The following is a 16,315-nucleotide window of genomic DNA, read 5'->3' as shown; positions in this document are numbered from 1 at the left end:
AGCAAGCTCCCCGTGCTGCCGCTCGACTTGCATGTGTTAGGCCTGCCGCCAGCGTTCAATCTGAGCCATGATCAAACTCTTCAGTTTAAAATCATACGGTTCTTACCCCACCCGTGCCGAAGCACGCGCCGGAAGCGAACCAAACTTGGCTCAAGGTCAAAGCTTCTCTTGACGAGTCGCTTGCCTTGAAGGTCTTGGTGACTGCTCACCCCTTCACCGACAAGCGCCCACATGAATTACCTGATCGATTGTTAAAGAGCGTCTCGCTTCGCTGCCGGGCCACCGGGTGGCTCACCAGCGCCCTGCGAGGAAGGCGTATTCTACTGACTCGGCGCGCGCTGTCAAGGCGTTTCGCGTGCCGCCAGCCCGTCAGTCGACGCCTGGCGCACGGCCCGAGGGCCGCCGAGCGAGTGGGGCCGCATTCTCGCGAATGCCCGCGCCGCTGTCAAGCCGCAATCGCCACAGCGACCCCGAAAACCTCAACAGAAACAAGCGCTTCCACCACCCTCCACCGCCCGCGACGTATGCCCGTCGTCGGCAGCGGATGCGTACTCTACGGATTTCCCTGGCCCTATGCAATAGGCCGGGATGAAAAATATAGTCCATGGCGTCCTAGGACGCCATGTTTCACGTCAAAAAAACGTAGTCTAGCCCGCCGCGTAAGCGGCCGGGGATGCGGCCGCAACGGATACCGCGCCTCAGCAACGGCCCGCTTGTCACGTCAAACCACGAACAGGTCGACGAAGCGGTTGACCGGTGTGGCCTCGAGTTTCTGCTGATCCTTGCACAGGCGGAAAATCTCATCGCAACGGCGCGGAACGAATCGCGTTGCCAGGTTGGCCTTGAACTTGTCTTCCAGCAGCGGGATCCCTTCTTCACGGCGACGGCGATGGCCCACGGGATACTCTATCGCTACCTGCTCGGTCTTGGAGCCATCCTTGAAGAACACCTGGATGGCATTGGCGATGGAGCGCTTGTCGGCTTCCAGGTATTCACGGCTATAGCGCTCGTCCTCGACGATCTCCATTTTCTCGCGCAACTCGTCGATGATCGGGTTGGCCTTGTGGAAGTCGTCTTCATAGTGCTCGGCAACCAGGTTGCCAAACGCCAACGGTACGGCTGTCATGTACTGTAGACAGTGATCGCGATCGGCCGGGTTGGCCAGTTCCCCCACCTTGGAGATGATGCGGATCGCCGACTCGTGAGTGGTGATGACGATCTTGTCGATCTCGCTGAGGCGATCCTTGACCTGAGGATGCAGGATCACTGCGGCTTCACAGGCGGTCTGGGAATGGAACTCGGCCGGGAAGGAGATCTTGAACAGCACGTTCTCCATCACGTAGGTGCCGTAATCCTGACTGAAGCTGAACTTGCGCTGATTCTCCGGCTTTATCTGCTGATCCTTGTTGGTCTTGGAGAACAGCACGTCATAGAAGCCCCATTGTGGCGCGGACAGCACACCGGGAATCCCCATCTCCTCTCGCATGGCGATATCGGCCAGGCGCACCGCACGCGAAGTGGCGTCACCGGCGGCCCAGGATTTGCGAGAACCGGCGTTGGGGGCATGACGGTAGGTGCGCAGACTCTGGCCATCGACCCAGGCATGCGACAGCGCCGCAAGCAGTTGCTCGCGATCGGCGCCCATCAGCTTGGCCGTCACCGCGGTCGAGGCCACCTTGACCAGCACCACGTGGTCCAGCCCCACGCGGTTGAAGGAGTTCTCCAGCGCGATCACGCCCTGGATCTCGTGGGCCATGATCATGGCTTCCAGCACATCCCGCATGGTCAGGGGCTTGTCGCCCTGAGCGACACGCTGCTGGGACAGGTGGTCGGCCACCGCCAGGATGCTGCCCAGATTGTCGGACGGATGTCCCCATTCGGCGGCCAACCAGGTGTCGTTGTAATCCAGCCAGCGCACGATACAGCCGATGTCCCAGGCGGCCTTAACGGGATCGAGGCGGAAGGAAGTTCCCGGTACCCGAGCGCCGTGAGGCACCACCGTCCCTTCGACGATCGGCCCCAGATGCTTGGTGCACTCGGGGAAGCGCAGCGCCAGCAATCCACAGCCCAGGGTATCCATCAAGCAGTGGCGTGCGGTATCCAGCGCCTCCTGACTATCGATCCTGTAGTTGAGAACATAGTCGGCGATATTCTGCAGCTCGACGTCATAGTCGGGGCGTTCGTTCAGCTCGACATTGGCACTCATCGCAAGAAGTCCTTGTTGGGCACGATAGGAGTCGTGCATTGATGATCGGTGTCACTGCCGCTGTTCGATCGGCAGCCATGCTGTATGCTCCGGTCCGACGTAGTCGGCGCTGGGACGGATGATGCGGTTTCCCGCCCGCTGCTCGAAGACATGGGCACACCAGCCGGTGACTCGCGAGCAGACGAAGATCGGGGTGAACAATTTGGTCGGGATGCCCATGAAGTGATAGGCGCTGGCATGGAAGAAGTCAGCGTTGCAGAACAGCTTTTTCTCGCGCCACATCACCTCTTCGCAACGCACCGAGACCGGATATAAACGTTTGTCACCCACATCTTCGGCGAGTTTCTGCGACCACTGCTTGATGATTGCATTGCGAGGGTCGGACTCACGGTAGATGGCATGGCCAAACCCCATGATCTTCTCTTTGCGCTCGAGCATGCCGAGAATCCCACGCTCGGCTTCGTCGGGGCTTTGCCAGTTCTCGATCATCGCCATCGCCGCCTCGTTGGCACCGCCATGAAGTGGGCCGCGCAGCGTGCCAATGGCGCCAGTGACGCAGGAATGGATATCCGACAGCGTCGAGGCACAGACCCGGGCATTGAAAGTCGAGGCATTGAACTCGTGCTCGGCATACAGGATCAGCGAAACGTTCATTACCCGGGCATGCAGCTCGGACGCCGGCTTGTCATGCAATAGGCGTAGGAAGTGTCCACCGATCGACGCATCATCGGTGTCGGTATCGATGCGCACGCCATCATGGGTGTAGCGATACCAGTAGCAAATGATCGACGGCAGGACAGCCAGCAGGCGATCGGCATGATCCTGCTGTTCATCGAAGTGCTGCTCGGTTTCCAGATTACCGAGCATCGAAGCACCGGTACGCATCACGTCCATGGGATGAGCATCGGCGGGAATCGTCTCGAGCACCGCCTTCAGCGGCTGTGGCAAGCCACGCAGCCCCTGGAGCTTGGTGACATAGGCATCCAGTTCGGTCTGGGTCGGCAGCTTGCCCTTGAGCAGAAGATAGGCGACCTCCTCGAAGCGAGCATGCTCGGCCAAGTCGTGGATATCGTAGCCACGATAGGTCAGGCCCGACCCACTCTTGCCAACGGTGCACAAGGCGGTACTACCGGCACTCTGGCCACGCAGTCCGGTGCTTTCCGGAGTCTTCTCAGCCATGACGTGTCTCCTACGTACAGATAAAGAATACAGTGATGATTGTGATTATCGTCGAGCTTTCAGGACTCGCCCATGTCGGCGCTACCCTGCTCGGCAAACAACGCATCGAGTTTGCGCTCGAAATCGTGATAGTTGAGGAAATCGTAGAGCTCCTCACGAGTCTGCATCAGCCCCACCACATCCCGCTGGTGGCCTTGATCGTGGATGCTCTGGTAGACCTTCAGCGCGGCCGCGTTCATGGCACGAAATGCCGACAGCGGATACAACACCAGACGACAGCCGACTTCACCCAGCTCCTGCTGCGTAAACAGTGGCGTCGCCCCGAACTCGGTGATATTGGCCAGGATCGGTGCCTTGACGCCCTCGCAGAAGGCACGGTAATCGTCGAGGGTATGCACGGCTTCGGCGAAGATGGCATCGGCCCCTACTTCAATGCAGGCATTGGCACGATCGATCGCGGCAGCCAACCCCTCCGTCTGGAAAGCATCGGTTCGTGCAATCAGATAGAAGTCCGGGTCGAGCCGGGCATCGGCGGCAGCCTTGATGCGATCGACCATCTCTTGCTTGGGCACGATGGCCTTGTTGGGGCGGTGACCGCAGCGTTTCTGCGCCACCTGGTCCTCGAGATGGACGGCGGCCACGCCGGCACGCTGCATCTCCCTGACGGTACGGGCAATGTTGAAGGCCCCTCCCCAACCGGTATCGATATCCACCAACAGCGGCAGTTCAGTGGCACCCGTGATGCGACGAGCATCCTCGACCACATCGTTCATGGTCGTTATGCCCAGGTCGGGTAAACCGAACGAGGCATTGGCCACGCCGCCACCGGAGAGATAGATAGCCTGATGACCGACCCGCTCGGCCATCATCGCTGTATAGGCATTGATGGTCCCGACGATGGGTAACGGGCGATTGGCATGCAAAGCGGCACGAAAACGCGCTCCGGGAGTCTGGCGAGTCATGATGATCTCCTGGGTTATTCGGCTGGGGAAGTCGAAGCTTCCTGCTCGGCTTCCTGTTTCAATACTGCGGCATAGCGATCGGCCACGTTGGCACGCGAGGCGCTCACATGACGGCGCATCAACAGTTCGGCCAGCTCGGCGTCGCCGGCTTCGATGGCATCGACGATGCGATGGTGCTCGACGAAGGCACGCTGTGGCCGTGTTCCGCTGGCACTGAACTGGGTGCGATACAGTCGCACCAGGTAGTAGAGGTCGTCACAGAGGATCGTCATCAGCATGCGGTTGTGACTGCCCTGGACTATCCGATAGTGAAAGTCGAGATCGCCCTCGCGCTGGTAATAGGCCTCGCCGCGCTTGAGATCGCTCTGGCGCTCATGAACGGCCAGCACTTCGCGCAATCCAGCAATTTCCTCCGCCGACATGTGCTCGGCGGCAAGCCGTGCCGCCATGCTTTCCAGCGCCTCACGCACGTCGAACAACTCGAGCAGCTCCTTCATCGACAGCTTGACCACCCGCGCGCCCACATGTGGCACCCGTTCGATCAAGCGATGGGCTTCGAGGCGACGCATGGCCTCGCGTAGCGGGCCCCGCGAGATCCCATAGGCCTTCGATAGCCCCGGTTCGGTGATCTTGCTGCCCGGTGCCAGTTCGCCCCGCACGATGGCATCCTGCAGTTGATTGAAAACACGCTCGGCCAGGGTGCGAACTTCGGGTGTGCTTAGGTCGGGAGAGACTGAATGCATGGTCATTGTCGACAATTGGAAGTTGGAAGAACTTTAGCTACTCGCTGACAGCGCGTCAACTGACCTCATACTCTATTCAATTGCATCTTTCGATGTAGACAACAGCATGGCGGCAAGTTTACTTGTCAACAATCAAACGATAGTCTCACCTGTCATGAGGGCGTTGATCAGGCGTCGCTCAGCATGTCATGACGGGATGCGACAAATATCGGCATGACGCCTAGAATGGTTCGCTTGCTGAAGGAAAGCGCACCAAATGACTTCACGATTAGAAATCACCCCCCTGCCTTATCGGGACGACCCCCTAGGCTACTTCACGGCGTTGCGACAGCGGAGAGGCGCCGTATTGCTCGACAGTGGCCGCCCCGACGGTCCCGGCGGGCGTTATGACATTCTCAGTTGCGAGCCCGTAGCCCTTCTGGAGGTCGACACCGCTGGTCAACCGCACTGCGATAGCGACCTGAGCTTGCCGACGGCGCCATTTGCGGCCCAGCAGGCATTGCTCGACAGCCTCGACAGCGAATTTCCCGAGGACTGCGACCTCCCCTTTCTGGGCGGTCTGATCGGTTACTGGAGCTATGACCTGGGACGGCACCTCGAACGCCTGGAAGGCCAAGCCGCCCCGGCGGCGCATCTGCCCTGGTGTCGTGTCGGGCTTTATGACTGGGCGTTGATCCAGGACCATGAGCGCCAGCAAACCTTGCTGGTGGCAAGCGCCGAACGTCGCCAGCAGGTACTCGGCTGGTTGGCGACGCCACCCGTCGCGACCGCGCCATTTCGCATCACGGCCCCCTTCGAGCCCGAATTGGACCGTGCCGGTTACGGTGAGCGCTTCCGTGCCGTGCAGCACTATATCCACGCCGGCGATTGTTATCAGATCAATCTGGCCCAGCGCTTCAGCGCGCCTTATGAAGGAGACCTGTGGCAAGCCTACTTGCGCCTGCGCCAGGCAACCCCCACACCTTTCGCCGGCTTTCTGGCCTGGGAGGACAAAGGCGTACTCTCGCTGTCGCCGGAACGCTTCCTGCAGTCACACCAAGGTCGCGTGGAAGCTCGCCCGATCAAGGGCACGCGTCCACGTGGCAATACACCGGGTCAGGATCGGCAACTGGCCCAAGAACTGTTGCACAGTGCCAAGGACAGGGCCGAAAACGTGATGATCGTCGATTTATTGCGCAACGACCTGGGGCGCGTATGCCAGCCTGGCAGCGTCAGGGTTCCGCAACTGTGCGGCCTGGAAAGTTATGCCAACGTTCACCACCTGGTCAGCATCGTCAGCGGCGAGTTAGCCCGCCAGCGCACTCCTATCGACCTCTTGGCTGCCGCCTTCCCCGGCGGCTCTATCACAGGCGCTCCCAAGGTACGCGCCATGCAGATCATCGACGAACTCGAGCCCAGTCAACGCAGCGCCTACTGCGGAAGTCTCGGTTACATCGATCGCCGCGGTCACATGGATACTTCCATTGCCATTCGTACCGCCGTGGCTGAAGGCAGCAGGTTGCATCTATGGGGTGGCGGCGGCCTGGTCGCCGACTCCGATGAGGAGGCAGAATATCGTGAGACATTGGCCAAGATCCGCCACCTGCTGAGCGCCCTGGGCGCCAACGATGGCCAGCCTTGCTGACGATCGACGACCTCCGGCACATAGACCGTAGAATTCTAACGCCTCAAAGATATCCTATGTTTTGGCTATATAAGAACCAAACCAATAGGTATTGGGGCAATGGGGGAATGCTTTGCTAGGGTATCGACATCCATGGGGAGCCTCCCTCCTCTCGACAATCCTCAGGAGCGTTTCATGGACCTGGATATCGATGCCGTCAATCAGCAGTACGGCCATGACCCCGAAGCCCTGATCCGCTGGGCACTAGTGGGGCTTGGCAAACGTGCCATCTGCACCACCAACTTCCGTCCCTTTGAGGCCGTGATCCTGCACATGGTCACACGTGTGCAGCCGAACATCCCTATTGTCTGGATGGACTCCGGCTACAATACTGTGGCGACCTATCGCTTTGTCGACGACATCGTCAAACGTCTCGATTTGAACCTGATCACTTATCATCCTCGGCGTTCCCGCGCCCATCGCGAAGCGCTGGAGGGGCCAGTCCCTGACATCGACGATCCTCACCACGCAGCCTTTACCGAGGAGGTCAAGCTCGAGCCCTTCCAACGGGCCTTGCGCGAGATGGCTCCAGAGGCCTGGTTCACCGCCCTGCGCGCAGAGGACACCGCTGAACGCGCGCAGATGCAACCGGTGTCCGTCAATGCCAATGGCCTGATCAAGATCGCCCCGGTATTGCGCTGGACTGCCAAGGATATGTACCAATATCTGCAAGCACACGATCTGCCCAACAATTTCGACTACTTCGATCCCACCAAGGTGGAAGACAAGCGCGAATGCGGGTTACACCTGCAGCACTGAGCCGGTGACTGAAGTCCCGCCGACGATCATGCCGGCGGGACTTTATTCTGCTGCAATGCGTCAGGAGCCTGCCGGGTTGCCCTCGCGACAACCGCGGCTTCTAGCGAATCGGCAGCTCGATCCCCTCAAACAGCTCCTGTTCATGTCTCGGGCCGGCGGCAAGCGCCGCTTCGACGGTATCCCGATCCAGGTGCGCGGCGAAGCCCTTGACGAAGTCGTACATGTAGCTGCGCATGAACGTGCCGCGCCGAATGCCGATCTTGGTGGTGGAACTCTCGAACAGATGCCCGGCATCCAATGCCACCAGATCGGTATCGGTTTCCGGGTCCACCGCCATGTGCGCGACGATCCCCACGCCAAGTCCCAGCCGCACGTAGGTCTTGATCACGTCGGCATCGGCAGCGGTCAGCACCACGTTGGGAGTTAAATCACGGGCCCGAAAGGCATCGTCGAGCTGGGAACGACCAGTGAACCCGAACACATAGGTCACCAGTGGATATTCGGCCAACGTCTCGAGTGTCAGTGTCTCGATCTTGGCCAGGGGGTGGTCTTCGGGTACCAGGATACAACGGTTCCAGCGATAGCAAGGCAGCAGCACCAGATCGTTGAACAGCTCCAGAGACTCGGTACAGATAGCAAAATCGGCTTGCCCCTCGCTGACCATCTGGGCAATCTGCTTGGGCGTGCCCTGCTGCATATGCAAGGCCACATCGGGGTACTTGCGCGTGAACTCGCGAATCACCGGGGGCAGCGCATAGCGTGCCTGGGTGTGGGTCGTGGCGATGGACAGGCTACCGCGGCGCTCGTCGCTATGCTCCTGGGCCACTTGCTTGATGTTTTCCGTCATGCGCAGCACCTGCCCCGCCAAGTCGATGATCGCTTGCCCGGCGGGGGTGACCCGAGTTAGGTGTTTGCCACTGCGTGCAAAGATTTCCACCCCAAGCTCGTCCTCGAGAAGGCGGATCTGCTTGGAGATTCCAGGTTGAGAGGTGTACAGGCTCTGGGCTGTCGCCGATACATTGAGATTATGTCGTGTGACCTCCCAGATATAACGGAGCTGTTGAAGCTTCATACCCGATCCGACTCCCTATAGACTTTACTGGTGGGCTATGCGGTTTCGCACTACACGCGAGGCTACCTGAATGCGCTGCCATGGCAGCAGATGTTGCGGTCTTTACCTGGCCGACACCGGATGCCTAATACCAGCAAGCAATAAATGATAATTACATGATTACTTTATAGCATATAGAGAAACCACCTGGTAAGCGATGCGAGGTACCCATCAGATCACCATTGTCTTCGCCCCATCATGCGCCCATGATAGGAGACGGCTATCGCCGTCTTGTCCTCTCGGCATTTGCCAGCACGGCGGCCTGCCGCTAACATCGCTTGCTAAGCTAGTTATCGCGACGCTCACAAGCGCATAGCAATTGGAGAACCCCATGGCCAACAATGTCGATGTCACTACCGCTAACTTCGAGCAGGAAGTCCTCAAGGCTGACAAGCCCGTTCTGCTGAAGTTCTGGGCACCTTGGTGCGGCCCCTGCAAGATGATGGCACCGGTGGTAGATGAAGTCGCCGAGGAGCGCTCGGATAGCCTCAAAATCGTCAGCGTCAATGTTGATGACGCGCCGGAAATCGCCGCCGAGCATGGCGTACGCGGTGTTCCGACCGTCATGCTGTTCAAGTCGGGCGCCAAGGTCGCCTCCTTGGTGGGCGCACAGTCCAAGTCTCAGCTCGCACAATTCATCGAACAGAACGCCTAATCGGTACGGCAACATCAAATTTCATTGTCATTTGTCGCCCCGGCTCAAGTCGGGGCGATGTCGTTTCAAGGCAGCACGATCGGGAGAGGAAGGATCATCGTAACCATGTTGCTCTCCAGGCCCCAACAGATGGGCAATCCATCGGGTATCGGGGTGACTCTCGAGAGCGATTTTCAGCGTCATGGTCAATAGCACTGACAGCAGCATTCCTACCGTACCCAGGATCCAGCCCCACACCACCAGCGACAAAAAAGCCACGAAAGTCGATAGTCCCAGGGCGCGCCCCATCGCCCTGGGTTCGACCAGGTTGCCCATCACGAAATTGATGGCCAGATACGCCGAAGCCAGCACGACGATCTTCAGCAAACCGGCATCAGGAGAGACCAGCAGCAACAGTATCGGCGGGATCGCCGCCAGTACCGATCCGATGTTGGGAATGAAATTAAGCCCGAAAGCGAGGGTGGCCCACAGCAAAGGAAAATCCACCTTCACTAGTGCACAGGCTACCCATACCAAAGCGCCGGTGACCAGGCTGATCACGGTCTTGACCGCGAGATAACGCTTGAGAGTCACGCTGAATTCGCTGAAGCGCCTCAGGCTGGGATCGGGATCACGCAGGGCTCCGGAGATCTTGTCGCGGAAATTCAGCGTCTCGAACAGCATGAAGATCACCAGCAAGGCAACGATCACACTCTGCAGCAGCAGGTTACCCAATTGTCCAAGAAATTGCGGCACGAACTGGGTGGCATTGGCAGGATCCCACCATTCGGTGAACTGCTGGGGACGAATCGAGACGCCGATCTCCGCCAGCCTGTTGAGCAGATTCAGGTAATACTCGTGGATCTCCTGTTCCAGGTCCGGTAACGCCTCGACAAAGGTACTGAAGCTGCTGACCAGCAGCAGACCCAGCAACATCAGAAAGGCACCGATCACCAGCAGGGTGATCCACACCGCCAGGCGTGGACCGACCCCGAGGCGCTGCAGGAAATGGACCGGCGCGGTACATACCACCGCAATGAACAATGACAGCAGCAATGGCACCAGCAGGCTGGCTCCTGCTTTCATGCCGGCAACGATCACCACCAGAGCCGCCAGTCCCAACGTCAGATTGAGGGGAAGAATTCGCCGGACTTCGTTGTTATCGTCGTTCATGTCGCCATCCTGGCCAGAGAGATGCTTTCTTATCATGGCTCCCGCACGGCCGACAAACAAATGTCTACGCTGCCGAGCCGGCATCGAATCAGGATCTGCCATTCACACCCCGACTCACCACTGGCTCGAGCGGTACTCCCCCGCCAACAGATAGCATCATCAAACGTGCAACAACCAGGGAAAACCCCACTGCGCAAGATAACATGGGAACCGTTGCAGGACGTCGGGCTCGAAGGCACGACGATGGCGCGCTGATGCGCCCTCTCCTATAGTCAGCAAGGAGGCATCATGGCCCTTTCACGCAACTTGTCTCAACTGCTTCTTGGCACGCTACTACTCGGTACTTTTATGGCTTCTGGCGCGCAAGCGCATGAGAACCAGGCGCGAGACTCGCGGCTGCAGGTGCAGGCCCAAACCACTCTCGAAGTGGCACCGGACAAGGCCACCCTCAGCGCTCGGCTATGGGAGCGCACCCCGACCATTGCGGCCCGCGATGACAGGCAGACCGATCCCGAGGCCTTGCGCGAGGCCCGCGACCGCCTCGAGGAACGCACCGGCGAGCTGATTCGCACACTCGAGAAAAACGGACTGGAAAGTGACGCCATCCAGGCCGGCTCACTGAATGTCCGCCCCGACCATGTACCTGGCCAGCGTCACGGCAACGGCGAACAGGAAGTGCTGGTACGCACCCAGTTGGAGCGTCCCATCAGCCTCACCATCGATAACCTCGAGCGATTACCGGCCATTCTCGATGCCCTGACCCAGGCCGGTGTCAACTCCCTGGACGGCGTACAGTACGACCTCAGCGACCGGGACGCCGCCATCGACCGGGCCCTGACCCAGGCGCTCGACAAGGCGCGCCACAAGGCCGAGCTGATGGCCGACACCCTGGGTGTCTCACTGGGCAAGGTCCTGAACGTGCAGGAAACCCAGGCACCTATCTTCACCCCGCGCATGATGGTCATGCGCGCCGATGCCATGGAAAGCCAAGCCGCGGCCCCGGAATACCGCCCTGGCAAGATCAGCATCGACGCCGGCGTCGAGGTCAGTTGGGAAATCGAATCACAGCCGTAAGCCGTAAGCCGTAAGCCGTAAGCCGTAGGCTAGAGCATGCCGGACCTGTATTCAGTACAAGCCTGGCATGTTTTTTCTTATCGCTTACAGCTTATAGCTCAAGGCTTAGGTGTTGATGGTCTCGATCCCGCCCATGTAGGAGCGCAGCGCCTCCGGCACGCCGATCGAACCATCGGCATTCTGGTAGTTCTCGAGCACCGCCAGTAAACAGCGGCCCACCGCCAGGCCGGAGCCATTGAGGGTATGCAGCAGTTGCGGCTTCTTGTGCTCGGGATGACGGAAGCGCGCCTGCATGCGCCGCGCCTGGAAGTCCTCGCAGTTGGAAATCGACGATATCTCGCGGTAGGTAGCCTGGCTGGGCAGCCAGACTTCCAGGTCATAGGTCTTGGCCGCGCCGAAGCCCATATCGCCAGTACACAGGGTCACTACGCGGTACGGCAGCTCCAGTGCCTGCAGGATCGCCTCGGCATGGCCGCGCATCTCTTCCAGGGTCTTGTAGCTCGTCTCGGGCGCGACCAACTGCACCATCTCGACCTTGTCGAACTGATGCTGGCGGATCATGCCCCGGGTGTCGCGGCCGTGGGATCCGGCCTCGCTGCGAAAGCAGGGGGTATGGGCGGTGAGCTTTACCGGCAGCACCTTGTGTTCGAGGATGGCATCGCGAGCGAAGTTGGTCAGCGGCACCTCGGCGGTGGGAATCAGGTAATAATCCTGCTCACCTTCGAGGCGGAACAGGTCTTCGCCGAACTTGGGCAACTGGCCGGTACCGGTCAGTGAGTCGGCGTTGACCATGTAAGGGACGTAGCACTCTTCGTAACCGTGCTCGAGGGTCTGCTTGTCGAGCATGAACTGAGCCAGTGCTCGATGCAGGCGAGCAATGCCCCCCCGCATCACCGCGAAGCGCGACCCGGTCAGCTTGGCGGCCATTTCGAGATCGAGTTGCCCCAGCTTGGCCCCGAGGTCGACATGATCCTTGACCTCGAAATCGAATTCACGTGGCGTTCCCCAACGATGCAACTCGACATTGTCGTCCTCGCTCTCGCCTTCCGGCACACTGTCATGTGGCAGATTGGGCAGGCTCGCCGCCAAGGCATCCCATTCGACCTGGACATCGACGAGCTTCTGCTTGGCGGCATCCAGGCGATCGCCCAAGTCACTGACCTCGGCCAGCAGCGGAGCGATATCTTCGCCATTCGCCTTGGCCTTGCCGATCGCCTTGGAACGCGTGTTACGTTCGTTCTGCAGCCGTTCGGTTTCGGTCTGCAGCTCACGACGCCGGGATTCCAGCGCCTCGAGTTGCGCGGTGTCGAGCGTGAAGCCTCGCTTGGCCAGTCGTTGGGCGACCTGATCGAGGTCGCTACGCAGCAGTTTCGGATCGAGCATGGAATCCTGTCCGTCGCAGTCAAAAAATAGGGATTCGAGTCAGCAGGCGCTTATTGTAGGGAAAAGCCGCCCCTTTCACCACGCCGCGGCCGACGAAGCGCCTTGGGATGCGCGACCTGCCCGGCTCGGGTACAGTAGTGACCATAACCTTCTCCCGCCCCCAGGCCCGAACGTTCCGGCCGACGGCGGCGACCAACGGCTTGATATCGACTCCATGATCGCACGACTGGATACCTTCGAGCGTCTCGACGCTCATTACCTGCGTTTCCTCGACGCCTTGCAGCAGGCCGGCTTCACCGGCGACATCGCGCCGGACTATGCCAATCGCACGGTGCAGGCCACCGATAATTCCATCTACCAGCGCCTGCCCCAGGCGGTGCTCTATCCGCGCAACGCCGAGGATCTCCAGCGCATCGCCCGGCTGGCAGCGCAGGAAGCGTTTTGTCAAGTGATACTCGCCCCGCGCGGCGGTGGCACCGGCACCAACGGCCAGTCGTTGACCGATGGTCTGGTGGTGGACGTCTCCAAGCACATGAATCGCATTCTCGACATCGATGTCGAGAACCGCCGGGTACGCGCCCAGGCCGGGGTGGTCAAGGACCAGTTGAACGCGGCGCTCAAGCCCCACGGCCTGTTCTTCGCGCCGGAGCTGTCGACCTCCAATCGCGCCACCATCGGCGGCATGATCGCCACCGATGCCAGCGGCCAGGGCAGTTGCGAGTACGGCAAGACCCGCGATCATGTGCTCGAGCTCGACACGGTGCTGCTCGGTGGCCAGCGACTGGAAAGCCGCCCCGTCAGCGACGACGAGCTGGACTCCTTGTGCGCTCGCGAGGGCATCGTCGGCGAGATACATCGCACCGCCCGGGAGGTGATCGATACCCAGCGCGAGCAGATCGAAGCTACATTTCCCAAGCTCAACCGCTGCCTGACCGGTTACGACCTGGCGCACCTGCGTGCCGAGGACGGCCGGCTGGATATCAACAGCTTGTTGTGTGGCGCAGAGGGCTCATTGGGCTTTCTCAACGAGGCGGTGCTCAACGTGCTGCCGATTCCCAGGCACTCGACGCTGGTCAACGTGCGCTACGCAAGCTTCATGGAGGCCCTGCGCGACGCCAAGGCGTTGATGGCGAGCGACTCACACCCCACCTCAATCGAGACGGTGGACGACAAGGTGCTGACCCTGGCGATGGAAGATTTCGTGTGGGACAGCGTCGCCGAGTTCTTCCCCGCCGAAACCGGCGCTGCGCCAGCAGAGAGCGGAGAAACCGCCACCGCGACACGGGCTGCCCTCAAGATCCGCGGCATCAACCTGGTCGAATTCAACGCCGACGATCCCACCGAGCTCGAGGCCCGGATCACCGCCTTCACCCGCCACCTGGAAGCCGATACCAGCGTCAAGCGCCTGGGCTATACCCTGGCCGAGGGCCGCGAACAGATTGGCCGCGTCTACGCCATGCGCAAGCGCGCCGTCGGCCTGCTCGGCAATGCCAAGGGCGAGAAACGGCCGATCCCGTTCGTCGAGGACACCGCGGTGCCGCCCGAGCACCTCGCCGACTATATCGCCGAGTTCCGTGCCGCGCTCGACGCGCGCGGCCTCGCCTACGGCATGTTCGGTCACGTCGATGCCGGGGTGCTGCACGTGCGCCCGGCGATCGACATGAAGGACCCGGCCCAGGAAGCACTGATCCGCGAGATCTCCGACGAGGTCGCCGCCCTGACCCGCAAGTACCACGGCCTGCTGTGGGGCGAGCACGGCAAGGGGGTGCGCTCGGAATACGCCCCCCAGTTCTTCGGCGAACTCTACTCCAGCCTGCAGCGCGTGAAGGCCGCCTTCGACCCGCACAACCAGTTGAACCCGGGCAAGATCGCCACCCCGCTTTCTATCCCGCCCGAAGCTGCGGGAAAAGCGTCTGATACTCCGCCCGAACCCGCCGAGGAGCAGGCGGTCAAGTGGGTCGACCCAGGGCTGTTGACCATCGATGGCGTGCCGACCCGCGGCCAGGCCGACCGCCAGATCGACGAGCGCGTCTGGCAGGCCCATGCCAGCGCGGTGTACTGCAACGGCAACGGCGCCTGCTACAACTACGACCCCGATGACGCCATGTGCCCGTCGTGGAAGGCTACCCGTGAGCGCATCCACTCCCCCAAGGGGCGCGCCAGCCTGATGCGCGAATGGCTACGCCTGCAGGGCCAGACCGGCATCGACGTGGTCGAGGAGTCGCGCAAGAAGAAGGCCGAGGGCAGCTGGGGCTTTGTCAGGGATCTGCCGCTGCGGTTGTGGCACTCGTTCCAACAGCGCCGTGGTCAGGATGACTTCTCGCATGAGGTCTACAACGCCATGGCTGGGTGCCTGGCCTGCAAGTCCTGCGCCGGACAGTGCCCAATCAAGGTCAACGTACCGGAATTCCGTTCACAGTTCCTCGAGGTCTACCACGGTCGCTACCAGCGCCCGCCGCGCGACTACCTGATCGGGGGGCTGGAATTCTTCGTTTCCTATTTGGCCCTGGTGGCACCGCTCTACAACGCCGCACTCGACAACCGACTCGTGGCGCGCCTGCTCGCCAGGCCCATCGGCATGGTCGACAGCCCGCGGCTGTCGCGCGCCAGCCTCAAGAAACAACTGCGCGCCTGGGGCGTCGCCGAGGCCACCCCGACATCGCTCGGCCGGTTAACCGAGCGCCAGAAGGCGCGCAGCGTAGTGTTGGTCCAGGACGCCTTCACCAGCCACTTCGAAGCCAAGGTGGTGATGGATATCGTCGACCTGCTCTCGCGGCTCGACATCCGCGTGTTCGTGGCGCCCTTCGCGGCCAACGGCAAGCCCCTCAACGTGCAGGGCTTCCTCGGCGCCTTCGAGCGTACCGCCGCCAAGCAGGCCAAACGCCTCAAGGCGCTGGCCGAGTTCGGCGTGCCGCTGGTGGGCATCGACCCGGCCATGACCCTGACCTACCGCCAGGAGTACGTGGCGGCGCTGGGCGCGGACATGGTGCCCGAGGTACTGATGCTGCAAGAGTGGCTGGTGTCGCTTGGCCAGCGCATCCTTCCCGGTGAGCTCGAGCTCGACGATCCCGGCTTCCGGCTGCTGTCGCACTGTACCGAGAAGACCACCGCCCCGGGCAGCCCCAAGACCTGGCAGCAGGTGTTCGCCGCCTTCGGGCTGGAGCTCGAGCTGCTCGACAGCGGCTGCTGCGGGATGTCCGGCACCTATGGCCACGAGGCACGCAACCGGGAAACCTCCAAGACCATCTACGGCCAGTCGTGGCAGACGCAGGTCGAGGACCCGGCCAATGCCGGGCGGCTGCTGGCCACCGGCTATTCGTGCCGCAGCCAGGCCAAACGCTTCTCCGACCAACGCCTGGCACATCCGCTACAAGGGCTTCTGGAGGTCGTCAGACGCGCGAATTGACGCAACGCTCGACGTCTCTCTT

At 61.0% G+C, this 16,315-nt stretch carries 12 protein-coding genes and 1 rRNA gene; 5 read left to right on the top strand and 8 right to left on the bottom strand.

Translation table 11 applies throughout. The annotated features are described in order from the left end of the window. From ACFOEV_RS05435 to ACFOEV_RS05415, 5 genes are all read right to left on the bottom strand, one after another. Nucleotides 1–87, bottom strand: a 16S ribosomal RNA gene (locus ACFOEV_RS05435); the annotation flags it as partial. 634 nt (nucleotides 88–721) lie between these two features. Further along, a complete protein-coding gene (prpD, locus tag ACFOEV_RS05430) occupies nucleotides 722–2,206 on the bottom strand; it encodes a 2-methylcitrate dehydratase (protein WP_386772121.1) in 1,485 nt (494 codons plus the stop codon). Between the two features lie 51 nt (nucleotides 2,207–2,257). Further along, entirely contained in the window at nucleotides 2,258–3,385 is a 1,128-nt protein-coding gene (gene prpC / locus ACFOEV_RS05425; protein WP_386772120.1) for a bifunctional 2-methylcitrate synthase/citrate synthase, read from the bottom strand. A 59-nt stretch (nucleotides 3,386–3,444) separates the two neighbouring features. Next, entirely contained in the window at nucleotides 3,445–4,347 is a 903-nt protein-coding gene (prpB, locus tag ACFOEV_RS05420; protein ID WP_386772119.1) for a methylisocitrate lyase, read from the bottom strand. Nucleotides 4,348–4,361: 14 nt separating this feature from the next. Beyond that, the gene (locus tag ACFOEV_RS05415; protein WP_386772118.1) at nucleotides 4,362–5,090 is read right to left on the bottom strand and encodes a GntR family transcriptional regulator; all 729 of its coding nucleotides are present in this window, start codon (nucleotides 5,088–5,090) and stop codon (nucleotides 4,362–4,364) included. Nucleotides 5,091–5,346: 256 nt separating this feature from the next. Between ACFOEV_RS05415 and pabB the strand changes: the two genes are divergently transcribed. Both pabB and ACFOEV_RS05405 read left to right on the top strand, forming a co-directional pair. Then, the gene (gene pabB, locus ACFOEV_RS05410) at nucleotides 5,347–6,714 is read left to right on the top strand and encodes an aminodeoxychorismate synthase component I (protein ID WP_386772117.1); all 1,368 of its coding nucleotides are present in this window, start codon (nucleotides 5,347–5,349) and stop codon (nucleotides 6,712–6,714) included. Between the two features lie 174 nt (nucleotides 6,715–6,888). Beyond that, on the top strand, nucleotides 6,889–7,512 hold the full coding sequence (locus tag ACFOEV_RS05405; protein WP_386772116.1) for a phosphoadenosine phosphosulfate reductase domain-containing protein: 624 nt from the start codon (nucleotides 6,889–6,891) through the stop codon (nucleotides 7,510–7,512). Between the two features lie 100 nt (nucleotides 7,513–7,612). On the opposite strand, the gene cysB is transcribed toward ACFOEV_RS05405, so the two are convergent. Further along, a complete protein-coding gene (gene cysB / locus ACFOEV_RS05400) occupies nucleotides 7,613–8,584 on the bottom strand; it encodes an HTH-type transcriptional regulator CysB (RefSeq protein WP_386772115.1) in 972 nt (323 codons plus the stop codon). 370 nt (nucleotides 8,585–8,954) lie between these two features. On the opposite strand from cysB, the gene trxA reads away from it, so the two are divergent. Then, nucleotides 8,955–9,278: a thioredoxin gene (gene trxA, locus ACFOEV_RS05395; RefSeq protein ID WP_386772114.1), complete on the top strand. Its 324-nt coding sequence runs from the start codon at nucleotides 8,955–8,957 to the stop codon at nucleotides 9,276–9,278. Between the two features lie 27 nt (nucleotides 9,279–9,305). Here trxA and ACFOEV_RS05390 read toward each other — a convergent pair whose 3' ends face one another. Continuing rightward, nucleotides 9,306–10,430, bottom strand: coding sequence for an AI-2E family transporter (locus ACFOEV_RS05390; RefSeq protein ID WP_386772113.1), 1,125 nt, complete (start codon nucleotides 10,428–10,430; stop codon nucleotides 9,306–9,308). A gap of 288 nt (nucleotides 10,431–10,718) precedes the next feature. Here ACFOEV_RS05390 and ACFOEV_RS05385 point away from each other — a divergent pair, with 288 nt between their 5' ends. Beyond that, a complete protein-coding gene (locus tag ACFOEV_RS05385; protein WP_386772112.1) occupies nucleotides 10,719–11,504 on the top strand; it encodes an SIMPL domain-containing protein in 786 nt (261 codons plus the stop codon). A gap of 105 nt (nucleotides 11,505–11,609) precedes the next feature. Here ACFOEV_RS05385 and serS read toward each other — a convergent pair whose 3' ends face one another. Next, the gene (gene serS, locus ACFOEV_RS05380) at nucleotides 11,610–12,887 is read right to left on the bottom strand and encodes a serine--tRNA ligase (protein ID WP_386772111.1); all 1,278 of its coding nucleotides are present in this window, start codon (nucleotides 12,885–12,887) and stop codon (nucleotides 11,610–11,612) included. Nucleotides 12,888–13,101: 214 nt separating this feature from the next. Here serS and ACFOEV_RS05375 point away from each other — a divergent pair, with 214 nt between their 5' ends. Further along, nucleotides 13,102–16,293, top strand: a complete 3,192-nt coding sequence (locus ACFOEV_RS05375; RefSeq protein ID WP_386772110.1) for an FAD-binding and (Fe-S)-binding domain-containing protein — start codon at nucleotides 13,102–13,104, stop codon at nucleotides 16,291–16,293. Nucleotides 16,294–16,315 lie beyond the last annotated feature (22 nt).

It is taken from the genome of Litchfieldella rifensis (assembly GCF_042646605.1).
Classification (GTDB): domain Bacteria; phylum Pseudomonadota; class Gammaproteobacteria; order Pseudomonadales; family Halomonadaceae; genus Litchfieldella; species Litchfieldella rifensis.
This window is presented reverse-complemented; position numbering and strand designations above follow the sequence as displayed.

Bases quoted from the DNA above. Each gene is read 5' to 3' on its own strand.
- prpD (WP_386772121.1), bottom strand. From the start codon at position 2,206: ATGAGTGCCAATGTCGAGCTGAACGAACGCCCCGACTATGACGTCGAG.
- serS (WP_386772111.1), bottom strand. From the start codon at position 12,887: ATGCTCGATCCGAAACTGCTGCGTAGCGACCTCGATCAGGTCGCCCAA.
- ACFOEV_RS05385 (WP_386772112.1), top strand. From the start codon at position 10,719: ATGGCCCTTTCACGCAACTTGTCTCAACTGCTTCTTGGCACGCTACTA.
- ACFOEV_RS05375 (WP_386772110.1), top strand. From the start codon at position 13,102: ATGATCGCACGACTGGATACCTTCGAGCGTCTCGACGCTCATTACCTG.
- ACFOEV_RS05415 (WP_386772118.1), bottom strand. From the start codon at position 5,090: ATGCATTCAGTCTCTCCCGACCTAAGCACACCCGAAGTTCGCACCCTG.
- prpB (WP_386772119.1), bottom strand. From the start codon at position 4,347: ATGACTCGCCAGACTCCCGGAGCGCGTTTTCGTGCCGCTTTGCATGCC.
- cysB (WP_386772115.1), bottom strand. From the start codon at position 8,584: ATGAAGCTTCAACAGCTCCGTTATATCTGGGAGGTCACACGACATAAT.
- prpC (WP_386772120.1), bottom strand. From the start codon at position 3,385: ATGGCTGAGAAGACTCCGGAAAGCACCGGACTGCGTGGCCAGAGTGCC.
- trxA (WP_386772114.1), top strand. From the start codon at position 8,955: ATGGCCAACAATGTCGATGTCACTACCGCTAACTTCGAGCAGGAAGTC.
- ACFOEV_RS05390 (WP_386772113.1), bottom strand. From the start codon at position 10,430: ATGAACGACGATAACAACGAAGTCCGGCGAATTCTTCCCCTCAATCTG.
- pabB (WP_386772117.1), top strand. From the start codon at position 5,347: ATGACTTCACGATTAGAAATCACCCCCCTGCCTTATCGGGACGACCCC.
- ACFOEV_RS05405 (WP_386772116.1), top strand. From the start codon at position 6,889: ATGGACCTGGATATCGATGCCGTCAATCAGCAGTACGGCCATGACCCC.